This is a genomic window from Alkalihalobacterium sp. TH-98, from assembly GCF_057473385.1.
This window is the reverse complement of record NZ_JBYCKM010000045.1, coordinates 280,818-293,564: the sequence shown is the minus strand read 5'-3', so window position 1 is coordinate 293,564 and position 12,747 is coordinate 280,818. Positions and strand designations below refer to the sequence as shown.

Genomic DNA, 12,747 nt, shown 5'->3' with positions numbered 1-12,747 from the left:
ATTACAACACTTCACTAGTCATAGTACAACACTTCTACCGATATGATATAAAATAGATGTTCTTCGATAGTAAACCGTATTAGAAGTTAGGAGTGATTAGATGGCAAGAAGTATTTGGGGTGTTGATTCAGCAGCGGCCGTAACTCCTGCCTTATATGATTGTGTCCTTGAAAACTTTGGTAAGCCCGAATATTGGGGCAGATACTTAACAACTATACCGAATGTAAGTGATGGATTAACTAAAGAAGAAATTCAACGATTAAGAGAAAACGGGATAAGAGTGATGCCCATTTATAATGAATTTTTAGAAGCAGTTGGCTATCGTACCGGAGAAATAACAGCTGCCAATGCAATATTCCATGCGAGAAGACTTGGCTTCCCTACCGGAGTTCGAATTTTTGCCAATATAGAAAATTTCTTTGATGTTGATGAAGCCTGGATACGCGGATGGGTGGATGCGTTTTATCCGAGTGGCTATAAACCTGGCCTTTATCATGACCCTGTCGAAGGACCTTTTAGTGATGCGTATTGTGACGCTGTCGCCAATAGTGAACGAGTGAAAGTCCAGTCTGTTCTATGGAGTGCAGAACCAGAACCTGGAACGACAACGAAACAAAATCGACCCCAACGCTTTACACCAGCCAAACCACCATGTGAAGCAAATGTATGGGCGTGGCAATATGGTCGCGATGCCGAAGATTGTCCGATTGATACCGTCTTAGCTGATCGCCGTTTGTATGAAGATATGTGGTGATTACTTCCTAACATTTCGAGTTCCACTATGGTTTTTCTTTCGCTTCTTAATCCACTTGATTCGGAACATCCAAAAGGCTGGCTCTGTTCTCTTTAAATATTCCAAATAAAGTTCATTAAAACACTTAATCACAGGATGTCAGCCTTTGTTATGAAAAATAGGCCATCCGTGTAGGATGACCTGTTTAGAAAATTTAATGGCCTGAAGACATGCCGCCAATTTTGTTCATTAGGTTTGTGCTATCTTTATTTAGTCCGATGAACTTCACATCGATATCATTTTGTTCAAACTTATATTTGATTTTATCGATGGCTCCAACTGCTGAGTCGTCCCATAAATGAGATTGACTTAGATCAATAATAACTTCTGTCACGTTTTCTTTATAGTCAAATGCAGCAACGAAGTCAGTCACAGAAGCAAAGAAAATTTGGCCTTGCACATAGTATGTTTTCTTCTGATTAATGACTTCTGCTGAAACGTTAACTTTTGAAATTTTTCCTGCGAAGAAAATTGCACTTAGGATTACCCCTGCGAATACTCCGATTGCTAGGTTATGAGTAATGACAACCGTTCCAACTGTAACGACCATAACAGCAGCATCCGTTCTCGGCACTTTATGAAGCGTTCGTACAGAGTTCCAATCAAACGTACTAATCGAAACCATAATCATAACCCCAACAAGAGCCGCCATTGGAATTTGTACAACAAGTTTTCCTAAAGCTACAATAAGGATCATGAGGAACACACCGGCAACTAATGCTGATAATCTTCCACGACCTCCCGACTTCACGTTAATAACCGATTGACCAATCATCGCACAGCCGGCCATTCCGCCGAAAAAGCCAGTAACAATATTTGCAATACCTTGTCCACGACTTTCTTTATTTTTATCACTTTCAGTATCTGTCATATCATCTACAATTTGAGCAGTTAGTAAAGACTCTAGAAGACCTACAATAGCTAGAGCTAATGCATATGGGAATATAATCATTAATGTTTCTAACGTTAATGGAATTTGCGGAATTAAAAACATTGGAAGAGCTTGAGTCAATTCACCCATGTCCCCTACCGTTCTAACACCTGTTCCTGTTAAAATAACGAAAGAAGTAATAACTATAATAGCAATTAAAGTAGAAGGAACGACCTTTGTGAATCTTGGTAATACATAAATAATAACCAATGTGGCTACAACTAATGCATACATAACCCAAGTTGCATCAACGAATTGGTCTAACTGGGCCATAAAAATTAAAATCGCTAATGCATTGACGAATCCGATCATTACAGAACGCGGGATAAACTTCATGTAGCGAGCTAGTTTAAAAACACCAAATAGGATTTGAATAATACCCGTTAAAATTGTAGCTGCTAATAAGTATTGAAGCCCGTGCTCTGCCACAAGTGTAACCATTAATAATGCCATTGCTCCTGTTGCTGCGGAAATCATCCCTGGTCGTCCACCGACAAATGCAATAACAACAGCAATACAAAAAGAGGCATACAACCCAACCATTGGGTCAACACCAGCGATAATTGAGAACGCAATCGCTTCTGGGATCAACGCGAGGGCAACTACTATACCTGCAAGCACATCACCTCTCACATTACCAAACCATTCATTTTTTATTGTCTCGATATTCATTTTACACCTCTATCTTAGATTGTTGATTTTCCTTCTTTAGAAAATCAGGTCCGCCCATAACGAAGTGCATTGTATCACGATTTTTAAAATACTCAAACACCCATGTAAGCGCATTCTCTTTGAGTTTCTCCTTAGTTTCCTCCACTTTTCTTTAGAAATCTAACTTTTTCACATAAAATTCATATTTACATGGTAAAGGTCACCAAAAAAAAGAGACTGATGTAATGTCAGTCTCTTAAATCATTATTCTTTTTTAGAATTCCCCTCATCTGTTTCTATTTCTTCTAGAATTTCCTCTTTCATCTCTTCATATATTTCTTCCTTAAACTCCTCTAAGACTTCTTCTTTAATTTCATCTCTAACTTCTTCTAGCATCTCTTCTTTTAGTTCATCGTAGATGTCTTCTTTCATTTCTTCCCGAACTTCCTCTTTAATTGTTTCAATTTGTTTCGTACGTTTCTTTTTTGTTATGGCTCGATAATCCTTACTTATCATTAAGAACATCGACACAGCCATGGTGAGCATAATGACAGCAAACGGTAGAGCGGCAATAATGGAAGCAGTCTGTAAGCCTTGTAAGCCCCCGCTTAATAAGAGAACACTTGCCGTTGCTGCAATTAATAAGCCCCAGATCAACTTAACATACAATGCAGGTGCTAAGCTTCCTCTAGAAGTCATTGCTCCTAATACATATGAAGCTGAGTCTGCAGAAGTAATGAAGAAAATAATGATTAACAACACAGATAGAACACTCATTACAGCACCTAACGGTAACTCGGCAAGCGTTGCAAATAATGCTACTTCGACATTATTCATGACGATTTCAGCAATGTTGCTTCCTGTCTCTCGTTGTAGGTGCAGTGCTGTTCCACCGAAAGCTGTAAACCAAATTAACCCAAGAAGCGATGGTACAAATAGGACGCCAAAGACGAACTCACGTATCGTTCGTCCTCTTGAAATTCTGGCAATAAATAGACCCATAAAAGGAGCCCATGAAATATGCCAAGCCCAAAAGAAAATGGTATATGCCCCTAACCATACACTGTCAGCAAATGGAGTCATCGTTAAACTCATTGGGATAATATTGGATATATATCCTCCTAATGTCGTTACAACCCCTTCAGCAATAAAGAGTGTTGGGCCAAAGATGATCATAAATAATAATAGAATAGCCGCAATGGTTAAGTTCGTTATACTTAAAATTCGAATCCCTTTATTTAATCCAGTCCCAGCTGAAAACATAAATAATATAGTCACGATAAGGATAACAACTAGCTGTGTCGTCGTATTATTTGGAATTGGTGTTAAGTAGGATAGTCCCCCTGTAATTTGCATCGCACTTAAGCCAAAAGTGGTTGCGACACCAGTAGAAGTAGCTAGAACGGCCAAAATATCGATACCACGCCCAAACCAACCGTTAATCCGGTTACCTAAAATAGGATAAAACGCAGAACTAATGAGGGCTGGCTGATCTTTACGATATTGAACGTATGCTAATGTTAAAGCAACTAAACCAAAGATTGCCCACGGGTGCAACGCCCAATGATACACTGCATATCGTAAACCGATATTAGCTGCTTCTACCGTTTCAGGGTTTACACCGTATGGCGGGTCCATATAATAAAGTACGGGCTCAGCAACTCCCCAGAAAACAAACCCGACACCGATACCTGCTGAGAATAACATTCCTATCCATGTATAATAGGAATATTCTGGTTTATCATCCGGCTTCCCCAGTTTCATTTTGCCAAATGGACTAATCGCTAAAAACAATACAAATGCAATAAAGATCGCTGTAACAATCATGTAGAACCAACCGAAATTTTGGATGGTTGATGCTAATAAATCGCTTGCTGTTTCTTCTAATCCACCAGGTGCAAATACACCCCATAAAACAAATAAACTTACTAAAACAGCTGATATGACAAAAACACTGCCTGGCTTTTTAGTATTGTACGTATACTTTTCCATGTTCCCCTTACGAACAAGTCATGCTTGAAACGTAAGGTCCCTCCCTTCAATTTCAAAACCTTCATCTTAATAACTGCAACACGATATCCGCAGCTATAAATCGTTTAAAAAGTTAACAAAACCTAATTATTACCGTATGTGGTTACTTTTATCGGTTTCTCTTACGTTTCCTCACCTTTTTTTCATTTATACAAGATGAGCCAGCTTTCTCTTCCCCAACCCCTCCTAGCACAAAGTAACAAAAATTATATCACTATATAAATGCCATTTAAAGAAATCGACATTCTTCTATCGAGTTTATAAGGTAATAGAATGTCCATATTACAGGTGTTTCGACCTCTTTTTATTTCCCGTATATGATTTTTTAAAACCATAATAATATGAATTTCACTTTCTTCGTATTGATATTACAATTTTTCACAATATCTAGGTCCAGTAGGATTATGGTCTCAAAATATAGCTACTTTAGAACTCTTTTCATGATATATTACAATGTTTCTTAAACCTAGCTTGTTTATTAAATTTCTGGAAAGTGACACATACTAACATTACTAATCCTTATACTTAGCGAGAATAAATTTAACTAACAGGAAAAATTAAAGGAAGAGGAAATACTTAAATGAGAAAACAATTTGCCGTCATTGGTCTCGGTCGATTTGGCAGTAGTGTTTGTAAGGAACTTTATAAACTCGGACATGACGTTCTAGCCATTGATAATAACGAGGAAAAAGTGAATAACATGACTGATCATTCAACTCATAGTGTCATTGCAAGCGGTACAGATGAAAATGCATTACATTCACTTGGGATCCGTAACTTTGATTACGTTATAGTCGCAATTGGTGATAATATTCAATCTAGTATCCTTTGTACACTCATTCTTAAAGAGTTGGGAGTGTCTAATGTTTGGGTGAAGGCTCAGAATTATTATCACCACCGTGTATTGGAGAAAATTGGAGCAGACCGGATCGTTCATCCTGAGCAAGATATGGGCATTCGGATTGCCCAACATCTCGTTTCGGAAAAAATAGTCGACTATATCGAATTATCAGACGAATACAGTATCATCGAAGTAATTGCTACAGAGAAAGTTTCGAATAAGTCACTAGATCAATTAAATGTCCGAGCAAAGTATGGCTGTACTATTCTTGCCATCAAGCGAGGTAATGATATAAATATTTCACCTTTTCCTTCAGAAATAATCGAATTAAATGATATATTAATTGTCATCGGTCATAAAAATGACTTGAAACGATTTGAAGAAGAAGGAATGTAATCTTTTCAAGAAAGTTGTTCACAATGTATGTATTTCGTATATACGAATGAAAATTAACAAACTTTACGACCAATGTTTTACCAGTCGAATAATCATTTTCGGCAAATAGGATAGAGCTTCTAGAAATATTTCAAATAAGTAATACGACCATCCACTTTTCTTTTTGTCTTTTGCCATTACCTTCACTCCTTAACTACTACTTACTCATTATATACGGACAAAGAAATGTTTGGTTTCATCGAATTAGGTGGTTTTTGGGGGATGTACGTAACGTAGGCATTATCTTTGTTTTTCTTTTCATTTTGTTTGTATACTACATACATAAAAGGTTTCTTTGAAGGAGGTATCATTTTGGTAAATAATACATTCGAAGTCGCAACATTTGCAGGTGGTTGTTTCTGGTGCATGGTTACACCATTTGACGAATTACCTGGTATAGAAAAGGTTGTCTCGGGATATACAGGAGGGCATAAAGAAAACCCTACGTATGAAGAAGTTTGTAGTGAAACAACGGGACATTATGAAGCCGTACAAATCACATATGACCCAGCGATTTTTCCATACGAAAAATTAGTTAATATCTTTTGGCAACAAATTGATCCTACTGATCCAGGCGGCCAATTTCATGATCGAGGTCACTCCTATAAGACGGTGATTTTTTATCACACTGAAGAGCAAAAGAAGATTGCGGAAAAATCAAAAAAGACTCTTGAAGAAAGCGATCGTTTTTCAAAGCCAATTGTTACTGAAATTCAAGCCGCTCTACCATTTTATCCAGCAGAAGATTATCACCAAGACTTTTATAAGAAAAATCCGTTTAGATACATGACGTACAGAAAAGGCTCTGGTCGTGACCACTTTATTAAAGAGTATTGGTCGGTTAAAAAAGACACAGAAACACTTAAGAAAACATTAACGCCGATGCAATACGAGGTAACCCAAAATAACGGCACAGAACCTCCTTTTCATAACGAATACTGGAATAATGAAGAAGAAGGTATTTATATAGACATCATTTCAGGTGAACCATTATTTAGTTCATTTGATAAATTTGATGCAGGCTGTGGCTGGCCTAGCTTTTCAAAACCTCTTCATCAAAACAAACTAGCTGAAGAGATGGATACTAGTCATGGAATGAGACGTATCGAAGTAAGAAGTAAAAATTCTGATTCCCACCTCGGTCATGTTTTCGATGACGGACCAAAACCGACTGGATTACGCTATTGCATAAATTCTGCAGCATTAAGATTTATTCATAAAAACGACCTAGAAAAAGAAGGTTACGGGGAATATAAAAGTCTATTTAAATAATGTACAATAACGAAGCTGACAAGAAACTTGTCAGCTTTTGACCTTTTCTACTCCTTATTAACAAAAACGCATTTCCCAACGAGAGGAAATACATACGATTAAGTATAAAAACCTACCATCTTAAGATGGTAGGTTCATATTTTCAATATATACGAAACAAAAAGCTAGGAAAAAAAGCAACACAATATACAACCAAAAAACTCTCTTCATCTTTTCTCACCTTTTTATTTATTCTTAACTGTAACGTTCATTGAAAATAACCTTGTCGTTAATCTATAAGACAGGTAAGCAAATACGAGAAACCCAATCCAATAGAACACGATAGTCAGTATATTACCATTCGTGTATGGCGTCAAGCTAGAAATTAACATTCCGCCCAGTAAAGAAAAACAAACGATAATTCCCACCTTAAAAATCGGCTGTAACCCCTTAAAAATAAGGAATTCACCATTATGTTCGGCTTTATTTACCATATATAACCGTGTTGCAATAATTGTGAAGATGATTGTTGCGACAACAGGAAAAAGTAATGGCTTGTGAGAATAGGTGTCGATACTATAAATCGGCCATACAAGGTAAGTTAGTGTTTCTGGCTCTAGTAAATACCCATTCGTATGAACCATCCAAAATCCTTGTAGTAAGAAGTAGAAACCAAACGGAAAGAACGTAAAGATGAAAGTCAATGCCATTTGTGAAATCATTTCTCCAGCAATTGTTCCAATTAACATAGCAAAGCTAAACAACGTAATAAAACCTAACAGTGGTGTAATAAAAAGTTGAACATGAGAAAACTGCTCTAAAAAGTGACTATAATTTGAAGTTGCTACTAAGAAATAAGCCGCAAAATAATTGATTGTATAAAAAGTTGTGATCGTCACAAATCCAATTAACCATTTAGTTAAAAACATGTCACTTCGTTTATATGGAAGAGCAAATGAAAAGTCGTTCTTGCGCGTATTTCGTTCGGATCCAATCATAATTCCAGCTAGTAATACAATTAATATTAATCCTAAAAACGTTGCAAATCCTCCAAAAAACAATGAACGAACCATATAATCATTTACAATCGCATGCCCATACATGTCTGGATTGAGTGCAGCCTGTTCCTCTAAGGTTTTCCAACTTTCTAAGCTAAGTGAAACTCGAATAGGAAAATCAAAAAAGAAGAGTAACAGTAAACCGAAAATCAATGCCTTTGTTTGTTTAAATTCTTTCATCCATAACGCTTTATTCAGCAAAATCCTCACCTCCGAGCTTCACTACGAAAATATCTTCTAAAACAACAGACAATTCTTCGTATAACAACGGTTCATACTTTTTGATTTCCGCTTCTTTTTCCACCAGATCTCCGTCAATTAATAACGTGTAAACTCTTCCCGTTTGACTGAGTACATTCACGTAATTTTTCAATTCATCTGGTAAGTATTCTTTAAACACGACTTGAACTTTTCGATAAGCTTGTTTCATTGCATCAAGATCATAGTTGGATTCAATTGTACCGTCTTTAATAACGATAATTTGATCGGCCATAAACTCCAGTTCATCTAAGCGATGTGATGAAATGATGACGGAAACTTGTTGTTCGGCCACTTCTTCAATTATATAGCGCAGGATTTTCTTTTTAATAATGACATCAAGACCATCGGTAGGTTCATCTAATAAGATATATTTTGCTCGCGTAGAAAAAGCTAAGACCAGTGCGAAAAGTGCCTTCATTCCTTTGGAGTAATTACCAACTCTTCTCGACTTCGGTAAAGAAAAGCGGTCTAGTAACTCATAAAAATATGTTTCATCAAAATTGGGATATATTTGTTTATACAACTTTACAATTTCCTGAGTCGAATAACTCTTTAACGCTTCAGGAGAATCTGGAACGAATACAATTTCCTTTTTAACTTCCGGAAACTGATAAATACTTTTCCCTTCTAGTAGTACATCCCCTCTCGAAGGTAAAAGGATCCCAACTAAAAGGCGTAAAAGAGTTGTTTTTCCAGCACCATTTCGACCAATCAATCCAATAATATTTCCAGGCTTTAATTCAAAGTTAATATCCGATAAAACTTGATGATTATGAATGGATTTTGATAACTGTTTAATTTCTATCATCTAAGTCACCACCTAAATCTTCAAATAATTCATCTATCCACTGCTGCAGTTCTTCTTTCTTTATCCCTAAATACACACTATCTATAACTAGCTGTTCTAGAGATTTCTTCATTTTTTCTCTCTCCTTTTCAGACGCTTCAATTACTTCTCCTTCTGCTATAAACGTTCCTTTTCCCCGGATCGTTACAATAATCCCTTGTCTCTCAAGTTCTTTATAGGCTTTGCTGACAGTGTTCGGGTTAATAACGATCTGTGAACTTAATTCTCGTACCGACGGAAGCTTTTCATTCGCATGAATGATTCCCTTTGCCCGTAGTTCCTTAATTTGCATAATGATTTGTTCATACAATGGAACATTACTTTTTGGATCAATTCGTAAAAGCATGCATTCACCACCTTATAGGTTGCATTAATTGTCTTATGTGTACTACTTAGTGTATTACACTTAATACAATATAAAAAATTCCAGCATGTGTCAATAGATTTATTGAAAGTGATTTAGTTTTTATACAATGTTAAGACTTGCAATTAAAAAAGTCCTCTTCATCTGTTGAAGAGGACCTTACCTTATCCAATTAAAATAACATTCCAGCTACTGCACCGCTTAATAACGAGGCCAACATACCCGCAGCTACTGCACGTAAACCTAATTTTGCAATATCACTTCGCCTGTCAGGAGCTAAGTTACCGAGCCCGCCTAATAAAATCGCTAATGAGGAAAAGTTTGCAAAACCACAAAGCGCAAAGCTGACAACTGCCACTGTTTTTTCCGATAAGTTCTCAATTTGCGGTGCGAATGAAAGGTACGCCACAAATTCATTGACTACTAGCTTTTGACCAATAAAGCCTCCAGCTGTAACGGCTTCATGCCACGGTACACCAATCGCAAATGCTAAAGGTGCAAAAAGAAATCCTAAAATTCCTTCCAAGGTAAGCGCTGTTACTCCGAAAAGCCCACCAATCGCACCAAGAATTCCATTAATTAGAGCAATTAAGGCAACAAAGGCTAGTAACATTGCTGCGATATTTAGAGCTAAAGTTAACCCAACACTTGCACCTCTAGCAGCAGCATCAATCACATTTGCAGACTCTTTATCTTTTTCCATCGTAAATTCACCTGTTATATCTTCTGGGTGCGTCTCCGGCACAATCATTTTAGCCATCACTAGACCAGCAGGAGCTGCCATAAAACTGGCGGCTAACAAATATTCCAGTGGAACACCGAGCAACGCATAACCGACGAGTACAGATCCAGCAACAGAAGCCAAACCACCTGTCATAACAGCAAATAACTCAGACTGAGTCATTTTGGATATGTAAGGTCGAATAACAAGTGGTGCTTCGGTTTGTCCAACAAAAATATTAGCTGCAGCACTCATCGATTCAGACTTACTAGTACCTAACAGTTTCGATAAAGCACCACCAATTATTTTAATGACCCACTGCATAATATTTAAATAATACAGAACCGATATTAGGGATGAAAAGAAAATAATAACGGAAAGAACATTAATCGCAAACATAAAAATGCCGTTTTCTTCAACAAACATTTCACCAAACACAAAGCCAATGCCCGCATTAGCATAATCAATAATACTTCCGACTCCTTGCGTCAGCCAATTTAATACTTCTCTTCCTACAGGAACTTTAAGTACGAGAATGGCAAATAAAAGCTGGATAGCAAATCCACCTAGAACTGTCCTTAAGTTGATTGCTTTTCTTTTTGCTGAGAGTAAAAACGCGATAGCAAATATTACAATCACTCCAAAAATTCCCCAAAGTATATTCATTACCTACACACCTCATTAATTAGATCCCAGAATAAACAGCTTTTTTACAATGAAGTTATTATTTGCATAGCTAGAAATATCATTCAATACTAGGTGGGGAAATTTAAAACGATATTCGTTATGCGCTGTCTGTCTATATTTCTTCCTCTTATGGTCTCCTGATTTTAAGGTCCAACTTCTCCTATTTTCTTCCTCTTTTGGGCGCGTATTTCTTTTTACGATCTATCCCTAAACATCCTCCTCTAGTAGTAGGATCATGCCTTCTTCACGTTCCCGTGGACATATATTAGATACACTATCTGTATACAAGTCCCGTCGTGTTGTCAGACCTTTTATTGTTTTAAAGAAGTAGAAAGATACATATTATAGCGAGTATTAGGTATTTATTAACAGGAAATATATAAAGCTAAGAAGATAAAGATGTTTGGAGGAATGAACAATGTCGTTTCGAATTGAAAAAGATACGTTAGGAGAAGTACCAGTACCGAATGATAAATCATGGGGAGCACAAACACAAAGAAGTTTAGAGAACTTCAAAATCGGTAACGAAAAAATGCCACTTCAAGTAATGCATGCTTTTGCCATTCTAAAAAAATCTGCTGCAATCGTTAACCATGAAATCAATAATCTTGAGGCAGAAAAAAAAGATGCAATTGTTGCTGTAGCTGATCAAATCATTGAAGGTAAATTTGATACACATTTTCCATTAGCCGTTTGGCAAACAGGAAGCGGAACACAATCTAATATGAACATAAACGAAGTGATTGCTCATGAAGCCAATCAATTACTAGCCCAAAAAGGCAGTAAAGAACGAGTTCATCCCAATGATGATGTGAACAGGTCCCAAAGTTCCAATGATACTTTTCCAACAGCTATGCATATTGCAGCAGTTGATGAAGTAAATAAATTGCTACTCCCAGCAGTTGAGAAAATGAAAATAACAACAGAAAGAAAAATGAAAGAATTCGATAATATTATCAAGATTGGACGGACGCATTTACAGGATGCAACTCCTTTAACATTAGGTCAAGAAGTGAGCGGATGGCTGCGAATGCTTGAGAAGTCAGAGCGAATGATCATCGAAAGTTTAGAACATATGAAAGAATTAGCCATTGGCGGAACTGCTGTTGGTACGGGAATTAACGCTCACCCTGATTTTGGAGATAAAGTAGCAAACGAAATCAGTAAGATAACCAACATTTCATTTACTTCTGCTAAGAATAAATTCCACTCCTTAACGAGTCATGACGAACTCGTTTATGCCCATGGTGCATTAAAGGCACTTGCAGCGGATTTGATGAAAATTGCAAATGATATCCGCTGGTTGGCAAGCGGCCCTCGGTCTGGAATTGGGGAGATTACCATTCCTGCGAATGAACCAGGGAGTTCTATTATGCCTGGGAAAGTAAATCCAACTCAAAGTGAAGCTTTAACAATGGTTGTTGCACAAGTGATGGGAAATGACGCAACAATTGGCTTTGCTGCTAGTCAAGGTAATTTTGAATTGAATGTTTTTAAGCCTGTCATTATTTATAACTATTTACAATCTGTTAAACTGCTAGCCGATGCTATACTTTCGTTTAACGATAAATGTCTTGTTGGAATTGAAGCGAATACTGACGTAATTGAAAACCTGCTTACTAGGTCACTCATGCTCGTCACTGCTTTGAACCCACATATCGGCTATGAAAACGCGGCTAAGATTGCGAAAAAAGCACATGAAGAAGGATCTACTCTTCGTGAAGCTGCTATCGCAAGCGGGTTATTATCAGGGGAAAAGTTTGATGAGATTGTTCGTCCTGAAAAAATGATTGGGAATAAGTAAGTTATATGCTGACCTATTGGTACATTGCTAACGGAATATACGCTAGAAATCATAAGATGAAAAATAGTTGCT

Annotated in this window: 10 protein-coding genes; 4 read left to right on the top strand and 6 right to left on the bottom strand. The window is 37.0% G+C overall.

The window, feature by feature from the left end; all coding sequences use genetic code 11:
- The first annotated feature begins 100 nt into the window (after positions 1–100).
- The gene (locus AC2VNP_RS17070; RefSeq protein WP_486918492.1) at positions 101–754 is read left to right on the top strand and encodes a glycoside hydrolase domain-containing protein; all 654 of its coding nucleotides are present in this window, start codon (positions 101–103) and stop codon (positions 752–754) included.
- Positions 755–947: 193 nt separating this feature from the next.
- Here AC2VNP_RS17070 and AC2VNP_RS17065 read toward each other — a convergent pair whose 3' ends face one another.
- A complete protein-coding gene (locus AC2VNP_RS17065; RefSeq protein WP_486918491.1) occupies positions 948–2,396 on the bottom strand; it encodes a SulP family inorganic anion transporter in 1,449 nt (482 codons plus the stop codon).
- Between the two features lie 243 nt (positions 2,397–2,639).
- A complete protein-coding gene (locus tag AC2VNP_RS17060; protein WP_486918490.1) occupies positions 2,640–4,367 on the bottom strand; it encodes a BCCT family transporter in 1,728 nt (575 codons plus the stop codon).
- A 619-nt stretch (positions 4,368–4,986) separates the two neighbouring features.
- On the opposite strand from AC2VNP_RS17060, the gene AC2VNP_RS17055 reads away from it, so the two are divergent.
- Complete coding sequence (locus tag AC2VNP_RS17055) at positions 4,987–5,643, top strand: potassium channel family protein (RefSeq protein ID WP_486918489.1); 657 nt, start codon at positions 4,987–4,989, stop codon at positions 5,641–5,643.
- A 351-nt stretch (positions 5,644–5,994) separates the two neighbouring features.
- Positions 5,995–6,954 carry a peptide-methionine (R)-S-oxide reductase MsrB gene (msrB, locus tag AC2VNP_RS17050; RefSeq protein WP_486918488.1) on the top strand — a complete coding sequence of 320 codons (960 nt, stop codon included), beginning with the start codon at positions 5,995–5,997 and terminating at the stop codon, positions 6,952–6,954.
- Positions 6,955–7,178: 224 nt separating this feature from the next.
- On the opposite strand, the gene AC2VNP_RS17045 is transcribed toward msrB, so the two are convergent.
- The 4 genes from AC2VNP_RS17045 to AC2VNP_RS17030 all read right to left on the bottom strand — a co-directional run bounded on the left by AC2VNP_RS17045 (position 7,179) and on the right by AC2VNP_RS17030 (position 10,850).
- Positions 7,179–8,192: a hypothetical protein gene (locus AC2VNP_RS17045; RefSeq protein ID WP_486918487.1), complete on the bottom strand. Its 1,014-nt coding sequence runs from the start codon at positions 8,190–8,192 to the stop codon at positions 7,179–7,181.
- Complete coding sequence (locus AC2VNP_RS17040) at positions 8,182–9,060, bottom strand: ABC transporter ATP-binding protein (protein ID WP_486918486.1); 879 nt, start codon at positions 9,058–9,060, stop codon at positions 8,182–8,184. Before AC2VNP_RS17040 ends, AC2VNP_RS17045 begins: the two co-directional genes overlap by 11 nt.
- A complete protein-coding gene (locus AC2VNP_RS17035) occupies positions 9,047–9,445 on the bottom strand; it encodes a GntR family transcriptional regulator (RefSeq protein ID WP_486918485.1) in 399 nt (132 codons plus the stop codon). Before AC2VNP_RS17035 ends, AC2VNP_RS17040 begins: the two co-directional genes overlap by 14 nt.
- A 190-nt stretch (positions 9,446–9,635) precedes the next feature.
- The gene (locus tag AC2VNP_RS17030; RefSeq protein ID WP_486918484.1) at positions 9,636–10,850 is read right to left on the bottom strand and encodes a NupC/NupG family nucleoside CNT transporter; all 1,215 of its coding nucleotides are present in this window, start codon (positions 10,848–10,850) and stop codon (positions 9,636–9,638) included.
- A gap of 439 nt (positions 10,851–11,289) precedes the next feature.
- Between AC2VNP_RS17030 and fumC the strand changes: the two genes are divergently transcribed.
- Positions 11,290–12,675 (top strand): class II fumarate hydratase, encoded by a 1,386-nt coding sequence (gene fumC, locus AC2VNP_RS17025; RefSeq protein WP_486918483.1) that lies wholly within the window; start codon positions 11,290–11,292, stop codon positions 12,673–12,675.
- Positions 12,676–12,747: the final 72 nt, after the last annotated feature.